This is a genomic window from Bergeyella cardium, assembly GCF_009914665.1.
Taxonomy (GTDB): domain Bacteria; phylum Bacteroidota; class Bacteroidia; order Flavobacteriales; family Weeksellaceae; genus Bergeyella_A; species Bergeyella_A cardium.
Genome location: NZ_CP029149.1, coordinates 113,077 through 130,470, shown reverse-complemented (window position 1 = coordinate 130,470; position 17,394 = coordinate 113,077). Strand labels below are relative to the sequence as shown.

General features: G+C 37.4%; 20 protein-coding genes. 17 read left to right on the top strand and 3 right to left on the bottom strand.

From position 1 onward, the window contains the following. Positions 1-6: 6 nt before the first annotated feature. The 7 genes from DBX24_RS00615 to DBX24_RS00585 all read left to right on the top strand — a co-directional run bounded on the left by DBX24_RS00615 (position 7) and on the right by DBX24_RS00585 (position 8,363). A complete protein-coding gene (locus DBX24_RS00615) occupies positions 7-789 on the top strand; it encodes an enoyl-CoA hydratase/isomerase family protein (RefSeq protein ID WP_160223645.1) in 783 nt (260 codons plus the stop codon). 317 nt (positions 790-1,106) lie between these two features. After that, positions 1,107-3,719, top strand: a complete 2,613-nt coding sequence (locus tag DBX24_RS00610; protein ID WP_160223644.1) for a valine--tRNA ligase — start codon at positions 1,107-1,109, stop codon at positions 3,717-3,719. A 43-nt stretch (positions 3,720-3,762) separates the two neighbouring features. After that, positions 3,763-4,893, top strand: coding sequence for a DUF262 domain-containing protein (locus DBX24_RS00605; protein WP_185150750.1), 1,131 nt, complete (start codon positions 3,763-3,765; stop codon positions 4,891-4,893). Continuing rightward, positions 4,868-5,509 carry an MAE_28990/MAE_18760 family HEPN-like nuclease gene (locus DBX24_RS00600; RefSeq protein WP_160223643.1) on the top strand — a complete coding sequence of 214 codons (642 nt, stop codon included), beginning with the start codon at positions 4,868-4,870 and terminating at the stop codon, positions 5,507-5,509. The genes DBX24_RS00605 and DBX24_RS00600 overlap by 26 nt, the downstream gene beginning before the upstream one ends. A 315-nt stretch (positions 5,510-5,824) precedes the next feature. After that, a complete protein-coding gene (locus DBX24_RS00595) occupies positions 5,825-6,538 on the top strand; it encodes a DUF6261 family protein (protein ID WP_160223642.1) in 714 nt (237 codons plus the stop codon). 78 nt (positions 6,539-6,616) lie between these two features. Continuing rightward, positions 6,617-7,354, top strand: coding sequence for a phosphatase PAP2 family protein (locus DBX24_RS00590; RefSeq protein ID WP_160223641.1), 738 nt, complete (start codon positions 6,617-6,619; stop codon positions 7,352-7,354). Then, a complete protein-coding gene (locus tag DBX24_RS00585; RefSeq protein WP_160223640.1) occupies positions 7,341-8,363 on the top strand; it encodes a phosphatase PAP2 family protein in 1,023 nt (340 codons plus the stop codon). Before DBX24_RS00590 ends, DBX24_RS00585 begins: the two co-directional genes overlap by 14 nt. A 90-nt stretch (positions 8,364-8,453) precedes the next feature. Here DBX24_RS00585 and DBX24_RS00580 read toward each other — a convergent pair whose 3' ends face one another. Next, positions 8,454-8,900 carry a hypothetical protein gene (locus DBX24_RS00580; RefSeq protein WP_160223639.1) on the bottom strand — a complete coding sequence of 149 codons (447 nt, stop codon included), beginning with the start codon at positions 8,898-8,900 and terminating at the stop codon, positions 8,454-8,456. Between the two features lie 101 nt (positions 8,901-9,001). Between DBX24_RS00580 and DBX24_RS00575 the strand changes: the two genes are divergently transcribed. From DBX24_RS00575 to DBX24_RS00560, 4 genes are all read left to right on the top strand, one after another. Next, positions 9,002-9,382: a DUF1573 domain-containing protein gene (locus tag DBX24_RS00575; RefSeq protein WP_160223638.1), complete on the top strand. Its 381-nt coding sequence runs from the start codon at positions 9,002-9,004 to the stop codon at positions 9,380-9,382. Between the two features lie 94 nt (positions 9,383-9,476). Then, a complete protein-coding gene (gene udk, locus DBX24_RS00570) occupies positions 9,477-10,091 on the top strand; it encodes a uridine kinase (RefSeq protein ID WP_160223637.1) in 615 nt (204 codons plus the stop codon). Between the two features lie 3 nt (positions 10,092-10,094). Beyond that, the gene (locus DBX24_RS00565; protein WP_160223636.1) at positions 10,095-10,436 is read left to right on the top strand and encodes an FtsB family cell division protein; all 342 of its coding nucleotides are present in this window, start codon (positions 10,095-10,097) and stop codon (positions 10,434-10,436) included. A gap of 15 nt (positions 10,437-10,451) precedes the next feature. Then, positions 10,452-11,591: a class I SAM-dependent methyltransferase gene (locus DBX24_RS00560; RefSeq protein WP_160223635.1), complete on the top strand. Its 1,140-nt coding sequence runs from the start codon at positions 10,452-10,454 to the stop codon at positions 11,589-11,591. On the opposite strand, the gene lptC is transcribed toward DBX24_RS00560, so the two are convergent. Beyond that, positions 11,592-12,179, bottom strand: a complete 588-nt coding sequence (gene lptC, locus DBX24_RS00555) for an LPS export ABC transporter periplasmic protein LptC (RefSeq protein ID WP_260392820.1) — start codon at positions 12,177-12,179, stop codon at positions 11,592-11,594. Between the two features lie 4 nt (positions 12,180-12,183). After that, positions 12,184-13,476, bottom strand: coding sequence for a BamG family beta-barrel-assembly machinery protein (gene bamG, locus DBX24_RS00550; RefSeq protein WP_160223634.1), 1,293 nt, complete (start codon positions 13,474-13,476; stop codon positions 12,184-12,186). Positions 13,477-13,756: 280 nt separating this feature from the next. Here bamG and DBX24_RS00545 point away from each other — a divergent pair, with 280 nt between their 5' ends. From DBX24_RS00545 to obgE, 6 genes are all read left to right on the top strand, one after another. Further along, a complete protein-coding gene (locus DBX24_RS00545; protein WP_160223633.1) occupies positions 13,757-14,488 on the top strand; it encodes a ZIP family metal transporter in 732 nt (243 codons plus the stop codon). Positions 14,489-14,540: 52 nt separating this feature from the next. After that, positions 14,541-15,098: a hypoxanthine phosphoribosyltransferase gene (gene hpt, locus DBX24_RS00540; RefSeq protein ID WP_160223632.1), complete on the top strand. Its 558-nt coding sequence runs from the start codon at positions 14,541-14,543 to the stop codon at positions 15,096-15,098. A 13-nt stretch (positions 15,099-15,111) separates the two neighbouring features. After that, positions 15,112-15,327 carry a hypothetical protein gene (locus DBX24_RS00535; RefSeq protein ID WP_120488821.1) on the top strand — a complete coding sequence of 72 codons (216 nt, stop codon included), beginning with the start codon at positions 15,112-15,114 and terminating at the stop codon, positions 15,325-15,327. Beyond that, on the top strand, positions 15,324-15,599 hold the full coding sequence (locus DBX24_RS00530; protein ID WP_120488822.1) for a Txe/YoeB family addiction module toxin: 276 nt from the start codon (positions 15,324-15,326) through the stop codon (positions 15,597-15,599). The genes DBX24_RS00535 and DBX24_RS00530 overlap by 4 nt, the downstream gene beginning before the upstream one ends. A gap of 48 nt (positions 15,600-15,647) precedes the next feature. After that, positions 15,648-16,226: an adenylate kinase gene (locus DBX24_RS00525; protein ID WP_160223631.1), complete on the top strand. Its 579-nt coding sequence runs from the start codon at positions 15,648-15,650 to the stop codon at positions 16,224-16,226. 152 nt (positions 16,227-16,378) lie between these two features. Next, on the top strand, positions 16,379-17,365 hold the full coding sequence (obgE, locus tag DBX24_RS00520; protein ID WP_160223630.1) for a GTPase ObgE: 987 nt from the start codon (positions 16,379-16,381) through the stop codon (positions 17,363-17,365). Positions 17,366-17,394 lie beyond the last annotated feature (29 nt).

Here is a 17,394-nt window from a genome sequence, read left to right as displayed (position 1 = left end):
ATACTAATGATAGACACAGCATTTGTAACCTCAAATATACAAGACGGAATAGCCGAAATCACTTTCGGAACACCCAAATCAAACGCTCTACCACTTCACATTATGGAAGAGCTTGCCAGTACACTGCTATCGGTAGGAGAGCAGGATGAGGTAAAAGCAATCCTCCTGAAATCCTATGGTGAAAAAGCCTTTTGTGCGGGTGCCAGTTTTGATGAACTTCTTGCTGTAGAAAACCTTGATTCTGCAAAGCGATTTTTTTCGGGTTTTGCTAAAGTTCTCAGTGCGATGAAGAACTGTACCAAACCTATAGTAGTAAGGGTGCAGGGTAAGGTAACAGGTGGGGGAGTGGGCATAGTCTGCGCTGCCGATTATTGTCTCGCTACCGAAGATGCTTTTCTTGCTCTCACGGAGCTCAATATCGGCATAGGACCTTTTGTTATTTCGCCTGTTGTAGAGCGGAAGATAGGTATATCGGAGATGACTGCTATGAGCCTCGATGCCGAGTTTCGTACGCCTCATTGGGCAGTGCAAAATCATATTTATCAGCATATTTTCCCATCTGTACAGGTGTTGGATGAGTATCTTCATCAGTTTATGAAAAAACTTGCTCAAAAAAGTACAAAAGCCCTTTGTGAGATAAAAAAACTCTCTTGGAAAGGTACTGAGTATATGGATGAACTGATGATTTCCCGTGCTTTAATCAGTGCTGAACTCCTCCTCAAGCCCGAAGCCCGAAAGTCCATTCTCTCAGTGCGAGAAAAGCTCCGAGAAAAGCAGGGGAGAGAATAAAGCACCGATGAGGTTTAATACTCATCTTTATCTTTTAAGTATTCGTAATGATTAAATCATCTGCTCCAATGGAAAGAAGATTCTATTGGAGCAGATTTTTTATGCTATAATTTGATGTTTATCTCGCTTTATCAGACTTGTAATCTCCCTATAAAGATTTGCCTAAAAACACGAGATATTGTACTTTTGCTCAGCAATTTTGTGATAAAATTTAGGGAATATTATTTAAAATTAAAGTTTGTTCATAAATCTTTATTTATTATTCCTTTATTGATGACAGACTATTAAATATTAATTTAAGAATAACATATTATACAATGATTTCAGATAAATATAATCCTCAGGAAACCGAGCAGAAATGGTACAATTACTGGTTAGAAAACAAATACTTCCACTCTGAGCCAGATAGCCGACCACCTTACACCATCGTGATTCCCCCGCCAAATGTTACGGGGATTCTTCATATGGGGCATATGCTCAATAATACGATACAGGATGTACTCGTAAGAAGGGCAAGGATGAAAGGCTTTAACGCCTGCTGGGTGCCAGGTACCGACCACGCTTCCATTGCTACCGAAGCTAAGGTCGTTGCTAAACTCAAATCTGAGGGGATTAATAAATCTGATATCTCTCGTGAAGAATTCCTAAAGCACGCTTGGGATTGGACGAATCAATACGGAGGAACTATCCTTGAGCAACTCAAAAAGCTCGGTTGCTCCTGCGACTGGGACAGAACTCGTTTCACATTGGAGGACAAACTCTCTCAGCAGGTGATAAAATCTTTTGTTGATTTGTATAACAAGGGACTTATCTACAGAGGATACAGGATGGTGAACTGGGATCCAGAGGCGAAAACCAATATCTCCGATGAAGAGGTTATATTCAAAGAACAAAACGGAAAACTCTATTATCTGAAATACAAAATAGAAGGTTCGGAGGACTTCCTCACTGTGGCAACGACCCGTCCAGAGACCATTTTTGGAGATGTCGCGGTTTGTATCAATCCAAATGATGAGCGATATGCGCACCTGAGGGGTAAAAAGGTCATCGTGCCTATTGTTAATCGAGCGATTCCGATTATAGAGGACGATTATGTGGATATAGAATTTGGGACAGGAGCGCTCAAAATCACGCCTGCCCACGATACCAATGACTATGAAATCGGTATCCGCCATAGCCTCCCGATGATTGATGCTTTGGACGATGATGCCAATCTCAATGAGCACGGGCTTCATTATGCAGGGAAAAATCGTTTTGAGGTAAGAAAAGCCATTGCCAAAGAATTAGAAGAAAAAAATCTTTTGCTAAAAGCCGAAGATTATGTAAATAAAGTAGGAACTTCCGAGAGAACAGGAGCTGTGATAGAGCCAAAAATATCACAGCAGTGGTTTTTGAAAATGTCTGAAATCGCAAAACCTGCTCTGGATGTGGTGATGAATGATGAAATAAAATTCCATCCCGAAAAGTTCAAAAACACCTATAAACACTGGATGGAGAACATTCGCGATTGGAATATCTCCCGCCAGCTCTGGTGGGGACAGAGAATCCCTGCGTACTACTACGGTGATGGTGAGAATGATTTCGTAGTGGCAGAAAATAGCGAAGAAGCCTTAGCTTTAGCGAGAGAAAGGGCGAATAATCCTCAACTTACCGCAGAAAATCTGAAACAAGATGAGGACGCACTCGATACTTGGTTCTCCTCTTGGCTTTGGCCGATGTCTGTCTTTGATGGACTTCTTGCCCCAGAAAATAAGGATATTAACTACTATTATCCAACGGCAGATTTGGTTACGGGACCAGATATTATTTTCTTCTGGGTGGCTCGTATGATTATGGCGGGGCTGGAGTGGAAGGGCGAAGTTCCGTTTAAGAATGTGTATTTCACGGGAATTGTAAGGGATAAGCAGAGACGAAAAATGTCTAAATCTCTTGGGAACTCCCCAGACCCTCTCGAATTGATAGAAAAATACGGTGCCGATAGCGTTCGTGTAGGGATTTTGCTGAGTTCTGCGGCGGGGAATGACCTTCTCTTTGATGAAGATTTAATGCTTCAAGGGAGGAATTTTGCTACTAAGATTTGGAATGCCTTCCGACTTACACAAGGCTGGAGTAAGGAGAATAAACCCTCTTCCGAAGCTGAGCAGCAAACGATTGCTTGGTTTGAAAATCAGCTTAATAAAACCATTTTGGAAATCAATGAGCAGTTTGACAAATTCAGAATCTCCGATGCGCTTCACCTTATCTATAAGTTGATTTGGGATGATTTCTGTTCGTGGTATTTAGAGGCGGTAAAACCGAATTTCGGTGAGGGTATTTCGCTTGAGGTTTATGATAAAACCATCTATTTCTTCGAGGAATTGATGAAACTTCTCCATCCATTTATGCCGTTCCTTACGGAGGAATTGTATCAGAATATTCAGCATCGTGGGATAAATGAAGCGCTTGTTATCGCTCAGCAAAATTCGGGTGGTCAGTTTGATGAAACTACTATTTCCCAGTTTGAAACCGCAAAAGAAATCATCTCTGGGGTGAGGAACTATCGCCAAAGCAAAGGAATCTCTCCAAAAGAGCAAGTGGAGCTATTTACGAGTGAAAAATCTTTTGCCAACGAGAGTGTAATTCAAAAACTGGCGAATGTATCAGCGATTCATTATGCTGAGAAAACCGATAAACCGAGCTTCACATTCCTTGTGGGGGCTGTGGAAATCTCTGTTCCGCTGAGCGAAAACTTAGATTTAGGCGAAGAAAAAAAGAAAACCGAAGAAGAATTGACTTACCTGAAAGGCTTTTTGGTTTCGGTGGAGAAAAAACTCAGCAATGAGAAATTCGTTGCCAACGCCAAGCCTGAAATTGTAGAAACTGAGCGTAAAAAACAAAAAGACACACTGGAGAAAATCGCGATTTTAGAGGAGAAATTGAAGGGATTTTAAGTATAAAAGACTAATATTGTAGTTATAATTTAATTTTTAAAATATGAAAAAGAATATAGACCAAGTAGAAAAACAAATTCAGGAACAACAACAAATAATAGATTTTGATACAAGAGAATTCACAATAGAATATATTGTGGACAAGTATTTAAAAGGAATAGATGAAGATAAAAATGATATTTATGTCCCTGATTATCAAAGAGAATTTGTTTGGGATTACAAACGACAATCTAAATTAATAGAATCTATCATATTAGGCTTGCCAATCCCTTTAATCTTTTTGGCTGAAAATGCTGATAATGAAAATCGATTAGAAATTGTAGATGGTTCTCAAAGGATTAGGACATTAGCAGCTTTTCTAAAAGATGAATTAAATTTAGTTGGATTAGAAAAATTAGATCAATTAAATGATTATAAGTTTTCTGAGTTATCAGATGCAAGAAAAAGAAAATTTAAAAATACTCCTTTAAGAATGATTGTTTTATCAAATAAATCTACTGATGAGATCAGAAATGAAATATTTGAAAGAATAAATAGAGGAAGTGATTTATTGCAAGCAATGGAGAAAAGGAAGGGAATTTATAAAGGTGTATTTTCAAATTTCATATATGAGATTTGTGCAAAAAATGAATTATTTAATCAATTAACAAAAATAGATAACAGACAATCAAAAAGGCAAGAAAAAGAAGAATTAATTCTAAGATTCTTCGCCCTTAAAGATGGTGGTTATGAAAATTTCTTGAAAAGCAAAGGTATTGCTTCATACTTAGATGAATATTTAGATAAGAAAAATAAGGAATTTGAGTCTTTAAAAGATGATAAAGTAGGAGATTATCTAAAAAAGAGTAAAGAACTTGATCAATATTATAAGGATTTCACTTCAATGCTTGAATTAGTTAACAAATATTTTGAATATGGTTTTTCAAAAAATGCAAGACATCAAGTATCAAGAATTTATTTTGAAGCAGTTTCTGTAGGGAGTTATATGGCTTTAAAAGAGAAACCTAACTTGAAAACAACAAAACAAGAAGTAAGTGCTTGGATTAATTCAAAGGAATTTAAAACTATTATTTCTGGAAAGTATCGTACACATATTCCAGATAGAATAAAAGAAAGAATATCATTTGTTAAGGATAAATTGATTTCCAATGGAAGAACTGAAAAGAGAATATGAGAGGGCTATTGAAGATATTGAGTTATATTATAAGCACTTAGAGGAATTAGAAAAGCAAGTAAACTATTCTCAATTACCAAAGATTCTAAAAGCAAATTTATTTTTGATGCTTTATAATATAATAGAATCTATTGTAACCAAATCATTAGAATTGATACATGACAAGATAAATAGCGAAAAAGTAAAATATAAAGATTGTATAGATGAAATAAAAGCACTATGGATTGAATTTGAACATAGTAAATTTGAAGAGACAAAGTCTTTGAATATTATAAAGAAGCTAACCAAAATAGACGATGAAATTCTTTATATTGAATATGAAGAATATTCAAAAAAGAAAAGGAGCAATATTTCAGGAAATCTTGATGCACGAAAAATCAGAGAAATTTCAAATGTCTATTTACTAGAACATAATCAGCAAATAATAGGAAAAAAACTTGCTGAGATTAAAAATACAAGAAATAGGTTAGCACATGGTGAGATTTCTTTTTCCGAATTGGGAGGAAATTATACTTCGAGACAAATGTTTGAGTATTATAGAGAGTGTGAAGAATATTTAAAAGAATATATATCAAATGTTGAAACATATATAAAAGTAAAGAAATATAAAAAATAAAAACTGTTTCATCATGATTCACTCAAAACCCATTTTTCAGAATAATTTCCTTAGTTTTGAAAAATAAAATTAAAACCAATAACTATTTAGTGAATGAAAAATAAAAAATTTCCATCCACTAATTAATTAAAAGGAGAAAATGAACAAAAACGGGCTTTCACTAATTAGTTAAAAGGAGAAAATAAACAAAAATGGGCTTTCACTAATTAGTGAAAGGGAGAAAATGAACAAAAATGAGCTTCCACTAATTAGTTAAAAGGAGAAAATAAACAAAAGCAGCCAATAACTAAAATATAATTTTAAAATTACATACAGATGAAAAAGTTACTTACAACAGCCAGAATCACCGAAGCTGGTGATACAGCCCACAGATTAGTAAGCCTCTACAAAAGCACTCCAGCGCTCAAAGATGAGGCATTTTTGAAACCTCTATTCGTAGAGATGGAGGAGAAAACCAATGCCCTAACCGAAGCTGTGAAAAGAGATGCCGTTATTTCCCAATTGGAGAACGCAGACGCCAAGAGAGATGGCGCAATCCGAGTGCTGGATAGGCTACTCAAAGGCTACAAAACCATTCCTTTGGATACCCTAAAAGCCTATGGAGTACAGCTTTCAGCGGTCTTTAAAAAATATGGTATGAAGATGACGGTGGAGAACTATTCTTCCCAATCCAACCTTATTGATTCCCTCCTCCAAGACCTTTCAGATAGCAACAAAGCAGCTGCTATAGCCGCACTACCAGGCATCGCCGAAGCGATAGATAACATCAAAACGGCACAAGAGGAGTTTGTGAAAATTCGTGCTAACTATGACAAAGGATTGGCACAAAAAGGGAGTAAAGAGACGGCAACCAGCCTTAGAAAACCACTTTTGGAGCTGATAAATAACAAACTTCTTACTTATCTTGCCGCAATGAAAATCGCCAATCCAACCAAGTATAAGGTATTCTCAGAAGATGTAGCAGTCATCATCACCAGCGTAAATGAAGCCATCAAAGCAAGAAAGAAAAATAAGGAAAAAACTCCCTAGTATCACCTAAAATTATAAGGAGAGATAATCTTGTCTCTCCTTTTTCGTTATTTACTCGTAAATAAACACTATTAAAGTATGAGATTGAAATTTTTGTTATTCATTATCACTATTTTAATTTTTAATGTAAAGGGTCTTGCTCAGGCAACAGACTCTTTATCTTTGGTAGAGAACAGCCGACCGAAGTTTAAACCCAAAGACCTCTACTTCCCTGTAGGGCTGATGGTTTTAGGTACCGCATCGGAGATAGAGATAAAGAATGAAGTGCACAGGTTTAGGAACAAGCAGCTACCTTATTTCAGATATAAGTTTGATGATTATCTGCAATTTGCACCCGATGCCGCTACTTATGGCTTTGAAGCCCTCGGAATGAAGCCTCGCACCGATTGGAAAAACCGAATGGCAATACACATCAAAGGTCATCTCTTTACACTGGCTACGGCTCATCTAATGAAAAATTTAATCGATAATAAGCGCCCCAATGGTGCCCGAATGTCCTTCCCCTCAGGGCATACGGCCTATGTTTTCAGTGGCGCTACTATTCTCGCTATGGAGTATGGGGAAAATCACCCTTGGGTACCCTACGCATCATACGCTACTGCTTCCGTTGTGGGGATGATGAGGATAGCAAATAACAGGCACTATATCAGCGATGTGCTCTTCGGCGCTGGGCTTGGGATATTGGCTATGAAGCTCGCTTATTGGACTCACAAGTACAAATGGAACCGCCCTAAAACCGAAAAAGATGACCCTTTCCAAGGCGTGGTCTATAATATTAATCCAACCGATGATACTACGATAGATGAAGAGAATTAAAATTTGCTTCCTCCTAATAGGAGCACTGGCGTATGCTCAGGAGAATGATAGCCTTTCCATTAATACCACTCCTGCTGATACTGTGCAGATTGAGAGAGAAATTCCCCCGATGGATAAAGCCGCTCAGCATATAAAAATCTCCGATACCGAGACCTATATTTACCAAAAGCCCAAGCTCTGGGATGTTGTGAATAAGCTCCCCAGAAACTTTGTGAATACCGCTGTAGATGCAGTTTCAGCACCGTATTATCCGTATGGTCTGGCAGCTTTGGGGGCTACCGCTGCACTTATCCCTGCCGACCCTTGGCTTATCAGGGAGAGTAGAAATTTTGGTGAATCTATCGGATTTAATGAAGCGCATACCTATAAGAAATTAGGATTTTTGAAAATCATTCCCGCTGATGTAAATTCAGCGCTGTATTTCGTGGGCAATGGTACTACTTTTATCCTCATCAGCGGTGGGCTTGCTACTTATGGACTTCTGAAAAACGATTACAGAGCGGTGAGCACCTCTCTGCAACTGATTGAGAGTATTGCGCTGTCGGGTTTGTTCGTTCAACCGATAAAGAGGCTTTCGGGTAGGGAAAGCCCTTTCATCACTGCTGAGGCAGGCAGATGGCATAGCCATTGGACATTTGCACCGAGCTTTTCAGCCTATCAAAAAGATACTCCAAAGTATGATGCAATGCCCTCTGGACACCTTACGACGGCAATGGCAGCGCTCACGGTACTTACTGAAAACTATCCAGAGAAAAAATGGCTGAAACCCGTTGGATACTCACTACTCGCATTGATGTCTTTTGAGATGATGCAGAGTAAGGTACATTGGGCATCTGATTATCCTATTGCACTCTTCGTAGGCTACCTTATCGGGAAGAATATTGCAAAGACGCGGATTACCAAAGTGAAGAATGCTTCTGCTCTCTCCGAAGAGAAGAAGCTCAGCATCCGACTTTCAGGAGGGGTATACGGAAGCTATCAGATGATAGGGGTGAATATTAGTTTTTGATTAAGAGAATATAGATAAAAGTTTAGGCTCACCCGCAGGGTGAGCCTAAACCATTTTGCTGCATTGCAAGTCTCTGACTAAATCAGCAGATTAGTTCTCTGCAGTATACTTTTTTACACCCTCTATATAGAGCGCTTTTTCAGCTGCATCGTATTTGTAATGTTCGTCTGCAAAGGTGTTTTCACTTGTTTTATCGAGGATTTTATTATCATTCGTTAGGAAAACTTCTACCTTAGACTTATCATCATTAAAGACTACAAATGCACTGATTACTGCTTCTCCTTCCTTTTGCTTGACAGGGTTGAGGCGTAGAGCATCATCAAATAAGCGCAGGCAGGTTTGTTTCAAGTTACTCCAAGTCTCTCCAGTAGATGGGTTACAGCCGTGCTCATCTTGATCACCACCTGTCGGCCTCTCTTGTGCTACTACTGAGGTATCTTCTGGGGTATTTTCATTACTTACTTCCGTTTGTGCTGGTTTGTTGCACGCCCATAGCATCGCTGATGCCACTACCGAGCTGAAAACAATCTTTTTCATTTTATGATGTATTTAATTATTTGCGGACAAATATAATATTTCATTCAACTTATAAAATTATTATTACCTTTGCTTTTATTAAACTTAAAAATATCATCGTTATGAGAAAAGGATTTTTCATTGGATTATTTATAGCAGGCTTTACAACAATAGCTACAGCTCAGACTATTACATTTGATAAAACCATTGTAGACTATGGTACAATAAAGAAAGGAAGCGATGGAAACCGAGAGTTCGTGGTGAAGAATACGGGGGAAAAACCGCTTATCATCAGTAATGTAAAACCTGCTTGTGGATGTACTACACCAACTTGGACGAAAGAACCGATAGCTCCAGGGAAAACAGGGAAAATATCTGTACACTACAATACCAACCTTGTGAATCCATTTAAAAAAGTTATAGAGGTCTTCTCAAATGACCCAAATAACAGCAGAGCAGTGGTTTATATACAGGGGATAGTAGAAGATACAGCTAAGAAATAAGATTTAATAGTTATATGTAATGCAGTGGAACGGCAATCATTTGATTGCCGTTCTGTTTTAGTTTTTTTCTCTATTTTTGCTAAAATAATTTTAAATGCTTGTTATAGGAATTGCCGGTGGTACAGGTTCTGGGAAGACTACCGTAGTTAATAAAATTTTACAACAACTCAATACAGAAGGTGTAAATGTCCTTTCTCAGGATAATTATTATCACGATAATCAGCATCTTTCTCTTGCCGAGCGAGAGGCATTGAACTACGACCACCCAAAGTCCATAGATTTTGAACTCCTGGTAAAAAATGTAAAACAGCTTAAAAATGGGGAGAGCATCGAGCAGCCTGTATATAGTTTTGTAACCCATTCCAGAACGGGAGATTTTGTCTTGGTAGAACCTAAAAATGTCCTTATCGTAGAAGGGATTTTAGTACTTACGAATAAAGAACTCTTGAAGGAATTTGACCTTAAAGTATTCGTACATACCGATTCTGATGAAAGGCTCATCCGAAGAATCCGAAGAGATATACAGGAAAGAGGTAGAGACTTGGAAGAAGTATTGCACAGGTACCAAACCACACTGAAGCCTATGCACCAAGAGTTTATAGAGCCATCTAAAAATGATGCCGACCTTATAGTGCCTAATATGAAACATAATAATGTAGCTATTGACTTTCTAACCACAGTTATAAACAATTCATTAAAGAAATCCTAAGAGATGAGTACGGATAATCCTACAAATAAAACTTCTGCTTTTAAGTATATACAGCGGTATGTGCTCAATAAGTATGTCATTACTTTTGTGCTTTTTTTAGTTTGGATTATTTTATTTGATAATAGCTCTTTACTCGTTATTAATGATCTTAATTCGGAGATTAAGAAGTATGAATCTCAGCTTGAACATTACAAGAGTGAATATGAGAAACATACTCTTTTCTATAATACTCTGATGGAAAATAAAGATGAAAAAGAAAGGTTTGCTCGTGAAAATTATTTTATGAAGAAACCCGATGAAGAAATCTTTATCCTTGTAGCTGATAGTGTTAATGTGAAAAACTAAATCCTATGAATAGCTATGAAAAATTACTTAAAAACCGAAGTTCAAGATTACATTAATAAGAATATTGATGTAGATATTGTTGATTTACTTCTAAGAAAATCTCCTTTTGATGATATTTCAATACAGGAGATTGCTCAGCAGGTTAAAGGCAAGCAGATATGCAGAAAGAAATTTCCTTTTCTGGATAGAGAGAATATTATTTTTCCACCGCATCTTAATTTGGAACAGTCCAGCTCCGAGTCGGCAGCAAGGTACAAAAGCCGTCTTGTAAAAGGGAAGACTTTCCTCGACCTTACCTCTGGTTTTGGTATAGATGCCTATTTTCTCTCTCAGAATTTTGAAGAAACTACACTCGTGGAGCGAAATTCTAAGCTGTTGGATATCGTAAAACACAATTGGGCAGTGCTCGGTAAAGATGCTCATTTTATCAACTCTGAATTAGAGGCCTTTCTCAGTGAAAATGATAGAAAGTTTGATGTCATTTTTATAGACCCTGCAAGGCGAAGTGCAGATGATAAAAAGGTTTTCTTATTAGAAGATCTTTCACCGAATATTTTGGAGATTCAGAAGCAGCTGGCTCACATTTCAGACAAAACTCTTATAAAACTCTCACCGCTTATTGATATTTCTTACCTCATTTCTGTAATTGAGCATATTAGTGAAATCCATATTGTAGCAATAAAGAATGATGTAAAAGAAGTTTTGGTACTGATAAATAAAGGGACTAAATATCCTAAAATCTGCTGTGTAAATCTTGAAACCGATGAAGCTCCTTTTGAGCTTGAGTATGGGGATTCAGCAGTTTGTGTAAGTTATTCCAAGCCTCAGGCTTATCTGTATATTCCGAATAATGCCATATTGAAATCTGGTGCATTTTTAGAGGTAGCCAAGCAGTTTTCATTGAGCAAACTCCACCCGAATACTCATCTCTATACTTCTGGTGAAAAGTTTGAGAATTTTCCAGGCAGGATATTGAAAGTAACGAAAATTAACCCTAAAACATTAGAACGAGGAGATAAATATAATATCATCTCTAAAAACCATCCACTAAAACCTGATGCTATAAAAAAGAAGTACAAAATATCAGATGGAGGGGAGCGTTACCTTGTTTTTACTCAAAGTGTTGCTGGTATGGAAGTCCTGCTGAGTGAGTGATTATTTCTTCGTCTGTGGGATTTCCTTTGCATTAAAATCACCAGAATTGTTATAAAAACTGTATTCTGAAAAATCATCTTTTGCCACCATACCGTTGGCTCCTACAAGGGTATTCCCTTTATTATCCATTACGAATACGGTATCCTGAGTTTGCATTTGCCGTTTTTCTCTATCCCAAAAAATGCTTTTAGTCGCAAATGAAGTCCCATCATTGGTTATGATTTTTACATTTCCTTTGGCTTCGTAGGAATTCTTTTTTTCGTAGAATATAGCATAATCTGCCCATATTTTACCAGGTATTTCAGGCTTTTTCTTATCAAAATATTCCAGATAGAAACCTTTTTTTGCTTTTACATAGGGGGAGTCTATCAGTTCATATTTTTCTATAATTGGGGCTTTAAATCTCAGGCTTATTTCTCCAGAATCTTTTTGTATGAGATAGGTATTGTAGAGTATTTGGGAGGGGAAATCTTTCTTTTGATTATTAGATACATCGGTATTGTTGTCCTCACAGGAGGTAAAGACAAAAAATATAGCAGAGCAGGCTGCTGCAACTACTATATTTTTATATGTTGATTTCTTTCTCAAAATATTAATCAAATTCTACTTTTCTGAACCAAAGGTCGGAGAAGTTTAATCCTATTTTCAAGTTGATAAAAGTTTGGTTTATCAAGTTGTTTTGCGTAGTTCCTCTTTTTCCGAGCTCAATTCCTATATCAAGGGAGCTTCGTTTGTTGATATTTGCATCCGCAAAGGGGAAGGAGGCTCCTGCGGTTACTGCAAATTCATTGATGAAGTTACCCGAGCCTTGATTGCTTGGGTTGAGTTTTAATCCACCTCTTTCGTAATAAGCACCAAATCTATAAATTACTCGAGAGAAGTAGTTTCGGAAGTTGTTATAGTTCGGGAGATACCACCCACCAGCAGAGATTTTATATGAATCTTCATAATGGAAAGGCTTGCCCATAAACTGCACATCATTACCACTTTTATAATCAAACTGTGTAGAGGCAAACCACTTGGCATCATTACCATAGCCTACCCCGAAAGTAGCTCTCTGCGGGAGATAATTATTTCCAGTGCTCGTCTTTTGGTCGAGAATTGTTTCATTCATTTTTTCATTAGAAGAGAGGTAGTAATAAGTACTGTTGGTATAATCTACGCTTGATTTTCCTGTAGAACCAAAAGTATAAGTAGCACCGAAAGTGAGTTTTCTATCGTTTTTCAGCTTTTTCTGATATACCGCTCCCGTTGTAAAGTTGAAGCTCTTAATGGTATTCGTTGTAGAATAGCCATTGATAAGCACTGCATCTGAATATGAAATTTCTTCCAAATCGGTAAGTTTTCCGAAGTGATAATTTGCTTTAAAACCTAATGAAAAATTAGGATTAATGGTATAAGAAACCGCTCCCTGAACCAATGACACAGTACCGCTACCAGAGAATTTATTGAGCTTGTAGTGGCTAGTGCTCGCACCCTCACGGTGTACGATAGTATATCCTTTGGAGCTGTAAGGCTGATAGCCCAAACCGAACTTCAATTTCTTTGTGATGGGGAATGCAAATGCAATATTAGAAAGGTAAGTGGAGTGCTTTTTCGTGCTGATATCTCCATAGTTGGAGGAGAAGTAGTTGTTCTCATTCGTACCTTCAATGGATAAACTCGTTAGTCCATAATTCTGATTCGTTGCTGGGTTATCAAAATTAAATTTCCCATTAAAATCATTGATATAAGCTGCAGAAATCCCTCCCATAGAGGAAATATCCACCGAATTATCATATTTCACATCACCGATTCCATACGCTGCATAAGGGGAATTGCCTATACTTTGTGCATTGAGCGAGTATGCTACCAGGCAAGAAGTCAGTACGATTGCTTTTTTCATTCTTTGTACTCTAAATTGAGGTGCAAATATCATAATTTCCATTGAACTAAGAAAACCCTCACCCGTTAAAGTTTCTTAACAGGCTGCGCCTGCTGTATTTAGGTGATAAACCATAGGAAGTAATTGTGGCTTTGAAAAATTTTCCTTTGAATGAATATTAAGTTATACTTTAGTATTAGGGATATATTTTAAATTAAAAGACTACTGCTAAATATCAAATGGGTTATTTTATTTAAAAAAATATTATTTATAGTAAATTTGTCCTCTTATTTTTGGTAAAATGGTTCATTTTATACTTATTCTCAGTGTGGTTTTAGGAGTTGTGCTCGGTGGTTTTTTCGGAAAAAATGAAAAATTAGCAAAACAGCTCCTTATTATAAGTGCCGGATTTCTTATTACCATTTGTCTGAATGAGGTTTTTCCTTTGGTTTATGGTGAGCATTTTCGCAGTGAGGAGGCGCATTTTCACGGTGAGGGAGCGCATTCCAGCATAGGTTTGTTTGTAGTGGCGGGGGTTATTTTGCAGATGTTTTTGGAAAGCATTACTAAGGGCTTTGAGCACGGGCATATCCATCATCATAATGAGGAAGAGGGGAGGGCTATTCTGCCCTCGGCATTGGTTGTTGGGCTGTTTATCCACGCGTTTATAGAGGGTATTCCTCTTGCGGGGGATAAGGTTTCAATGGCTTATCTGCTGGGGATTGCAGTTCATAACCTACCGATTTCTTTCGTATTAGGAGCCTTTTTATTCAGCAAAAAATGGACACTTCCATCAGTATTGGTTGTTTTGCTTTTTGCACTTGCATCGCCTGCGGGGGTGGTTTTAGGCAAGTATTTTAATCCGAATTGGCAACCTTATTTCTTAGCTTTGGTAGGGGGGATTTTTATTCATATCTCTTCGGTTATTATTTTTGAAAGCAATAAAAACCATAGGATGGACTGGGCTAAAATCGTTTTAGTAACGCTTGGAGTCGCCTTGGCATACCTTACTCATCTGGCGCATAGCCATTAATTTTTTCCTTAGAATACAATAATTATCTTATTTTTGTGCTTTGAATTTTAGAATGAAAACAATACAAATTCACGATAAAGAATTCGTGCCCTATCTTACGAATGAAGAGCTGCAAAGGGAAATAAAAGCCCTTGCAGAGAGAGTTTATGAAGATTATAAAAATGAAGTACCCGTATTTATCGGAGTTCTCAACGGTGTCTTTATGTTCTTCTCAGATTTTATGAAATATTACCCTGGCGAATGCGAAGTGGCATTCCTGCAAGTGAGTTCATACAATGGTGGACTACAATCTACAGGGATTGTTTATAAAAAAATGGATTTAACCAAGGATGTGGAAGGTAGGCATATCATACTGATGGAAGATATCGTAGATACGGGGAATACCATTGAGAGCCTGTTTGAGTATTTTAAAAGTACTCAGCGACCAAAATCCTTGAAAGTAGCTTCGCTTCTATTGAAACCCGAAGTATTCAAAAAGGATTTTACAATAGACTATGTAGCAAAGGAAATCCCCAATAAATTTGTACTTGGCTATGGTCTGGACTATGACGAAAGAGGCAGAAACCTCCCCGATCTCTACCAATTGGCAGAGGGTAGGATAAATCATTAAAAAGTGAAATGTAATGAATATTATAATTGAGATAAAAGACAGAGAAAAAGACTTCATTTTAGAGTTCTTAAAACGAATGAAAATTGATTTTAAAACCTCTGAAGAAATAGAAATTCCACAGGAGAAAATGAAAAAGGAAATTGCTCTTGCGGAAAAACAATTGAAGCAGGGGAAAGTAACTCGTCTAAAATCAAAAGAAGAAATCAATGCCTTTTTTGAGAGTTTATGAGGTTTGATATTATCTTTTCAGATCTTGCAAAGGAGCAAATCTCTGAATTTAAGAGAACAAATCTTACCAGCTATAATAAGATTAAAAAACTTATTATGGAGTTAGGAGAACATCCCACAACCGGGACAGGAAAACCTGAAAAATTAAAAGGAGATTATTCTGAATATTGGTCTCGCAGGATTAATAAAAAAGACAGGCTTATATATAAGATAAATAATGATGAGGTTTATGTTTTTATTTTATCTGTATATGGTCATTATGACGATAAATAGATTAACGATTAAAAAAAAGAAAATATTTAAAATAAAGTATTTACAAAAATGATAAACATTGTACTCTTTGGGCCTCCAGGTAGTGGAAAAGGAACGCAGGCACAGAACTTAATCCAAAAGTTTAATCTGAAACAAATTTCCACAGGAGATTTATTCAGGTATAACATCAAAAATGAAACAGAACTCGGCAAACTCGCAAAATCTTATATAGATAGAGGGGAATTGGTTCCAGACCAGGTAACTTGCGATATGCTGAGAGAAGAAGTCCAAAAACCTACCGATACCAACGGGTTTATTTTTGATGGTGTTCCGAGAACTGTGGCCCAAACAGAAGCTGTAGAAAAAATAGTGAAAGAAGTCCTAGATTCCGAAATCAGCATCTGTCTCGCTTTAATGGTTGAAGATGAAATCTTGGTACAAAGACTTCTAAAAAGAGGAGAAACCAGCGGTAGAACCGATGATGCCGATGAAAATATCATCAGAAACAGAATAAAAGAATACTATGCAAAAACTGCCGAAGTAGCAGAGCTCTACAAGAAACAAGGGAAATATGTAGAGATAAACGGCGTAGGAGAAATAGACGAAATCTCCGAAAAGCTATACGCAGAAGTAGAAAAAATCAAGTAAAATTTATTCATTGTATTTATAAAAGAGTTGCTCATTTGGGTAGCTCTTTTGTTTATTTATCATCGCTTTATTTTTATATCTTTGCCCGCTTTAAGGCTGTAATTAATCTTAAGTCTGGGGGCTTTTGTTCTAATATCAATGAATAATTTTTTATGTCAAACTTTGTAGATTATGTAAAAATCCACTGCCAGTCGGGGCACGGAGGGGCTGGTTCAGCTCACCTAAGGAGAGAGAAGTATATTCCGAAAGGCGGTCCTGATGGTGGTGATGGCGGAAGAGGAGGGAATATCATTATGAAAGGAAATGCCCACGAATGGACGCTCCTCCCTCTCAGATATACTCGGCATATAAAGGCTGGAAGAGGGGAGAATGGCGGTAAAAGTCAGCTCACAGGTGCTGATGGCGAAGATGTCTATATAGAAGTGCCGATTGGTACCATTGCGAAGAATGAAGATGGAGAGATATTAGGCGAAATAATGGAAGATAAGCAGGAAATCATCTTAATGAAAGGTGGGAAAGGCGGCTTGGGCAATGAGCATTTTAAATCTGCAACTAATCAGACCCCTCGTTATGCGCAACCTGGGCTTCCGGGTGAGGAGGGATATATTACTTTTGAGCTTAAAGTCCTTGCGGATGTAGGTTTGGTCGGTTTTCCTAATGCTGGTAAATCCACGCTCCTGTCGGTTGTCTCTGCGGCTAAGCCCAAAATTGCAGATTATGCTTTCACTACCCTTACACCTAATTTGGGCATTGTAAATTACCGAAATTATAAGTCTTTCGTGATGGCAGATATCCCTGGTATTATAGAAGGAGCTGCCGAAGGCAAAGGGCTTGGGCATCGTTTTTTAAGGCATATAGAAAGAAATTCGGTACTCTTGTTTCTCATTCCTGCCGATGCCGAAGATCATTACCAAGAGTTTAAAATTCTGGAAAACGAACTTAAAGAATACAATCCCGAACTCCTACATAAGGATTTCGTTATCTCTATTTCTAAAGCAGATTTACTCGATGACGAGCTAAAAAGAGAAATCTCCGCAGAATTTCCAGAGAATAAACAGCCATTATTCTTTTCGGGGGTTACAGGCGAGGGGCTTACGGAGCTTAAAGATGTCCTCTGGAAAACTTTAAACCAAGATTAATTTCATTTTATGAGAGAGGCTTAGGCTTC

What these genes read in the sequence shown, in the direction of transcription:
- DBX24_RS00615 (WP_160223645.1), top strand. Translation starts at nt 7, where the DNA reads ATGATAGACACAGCATTTGTAACCTCAAATATACAAGACGGAATAGCC.
- DBX24_RS00610 (WP_160223644.1), top strand. Translation starts at nt 1,107, where the DNA reads ATGATTTCAGATAAATATAATCCTCAGGAAACCGAGCAGAAATGGTAC.
- DBX24_RS00605 (WP_185150750.1), top strand. Translation starts at nt 3,763, where the DNA reads ATGAAAAAGAATATAGACCAAGTAGAAAAACAAATTCAGGAACAACAA.
- DBX24_RS00600 (WP_160223643.1), top strand. Translation starts at nt 4,868, where the DNA reads ATGGAAGAACTGAAAAGAGAATATGAGAGGGCTATTGAAGATATTGAG.
- DBX24_RS00595 (WP_160223642.1), top strand. Translation starts at nt 5,825, where the DNA reads ATGAAAAAGTTACTTACAACAGCCAGAATCACCGAAGCTGGTGATACA.
- DBX24_RS00590 (WP_160223641.1), top strand. Translation starts at nt 6,617, where the DNA reads ATGAGATTGAAATTTTTGTTATTCATTATCACTATTTTAATTTTTAAT.
- DBX24_RS00585 (WP_160223640.1), top strand. Translation starts at nt 7,341, where the DNA reads ATGAAGAGAATTAAAATTTGCTTCCTCCTAATAGGAGCACTGGCGTAT.
- DBX24_RS00580 (WP_160223639.1), bottom strand. Translation starts at nt 8,900, where the DNA reads ATGAAAAAGATTGTTTTCAGCTCGGTAGTGGCATCAGCGATGCTATGG.
- DBX24_RS00575 (WP_160223638.1), top strand. Translation starts at nt 9,002, where the DNA reads ATGAGAAAAGGATTTTTCATTGGATTATTTATAGCAGGCTTTACAACA.
- udk (WP_160223637.1), top strand. Translation starts at nt 9,477, where the DNA reads ATGCTTGTTATAGGAATTGCCGGTGGTACAGGTTCTGGGAAGACTACC.
- DBX24_RS00565 (WP_160223636.1), top strand. Translation starts at nt 10,095, where the DNA reads ATGAGTACGGATAATCCTACAAATAAAACTTCTGCTTTTAAGTATATA.
- DBX24_RS00560 (WP_160223635.1), top strand. Translation starts at nt 10,452, where the DNA reads ATGAAAAATTACTTAAAAACCGAAGTTCAAGATTACATTAATAAGAAT.
- bamG (WP_160223634.1), bottom strand. Translation starts at nt 13,476, where the DNA reads ATGAAAAAAGCAATCGTACTGACTTCTTGCCTGGTAGCATACTCGCTC.
- DBX24_RS00545 (WP_160223633.1), top strand. Translation starts at nt 13,757, where the DNA reads ATGGTTCATTTTATACTTATTCTCAGTGTGGTTTTAGGAGTTGTGCTC.
- hpt (WP_160223632.1), top strand. Translation starts at nt 14,541, where the DNA reads ATGAAAACAATACAAATTCACGATAAAGAATTCGTGCCCTATCTTACG.
- DBX24_RS00535 (WP_120488821.1), top strand. Translation starts at nt 15,112, where the DNA reads ATGAATATTATAATTGAGATAAAAGACAGAGAAAAAGACTTCATTTTA.
- DBX24_RS00530 (WP_120488822.1), top strand. Translation starts at nt 15,324, where the DNA reads ATGAGGTTTGATATTATCTTTTCAGATCTTGCAAAGGAGCAAATCTCT.
- DBX24_RS00525 (WP_160223631.1), top strand. Translation starts at nt 15,648, where the DNA reads ATGATAAACATTGTACTCTTTGGGCCTCCAGGTAGTGGAAAAGGAACG.
- obgE (WP_160223630.1), top strand. Translation starts at nt 16,379, where the DNA reads ATGTCAAACTTTGTAGATTATGTAAAAATCCACTGCCAGTCGGGGCAC.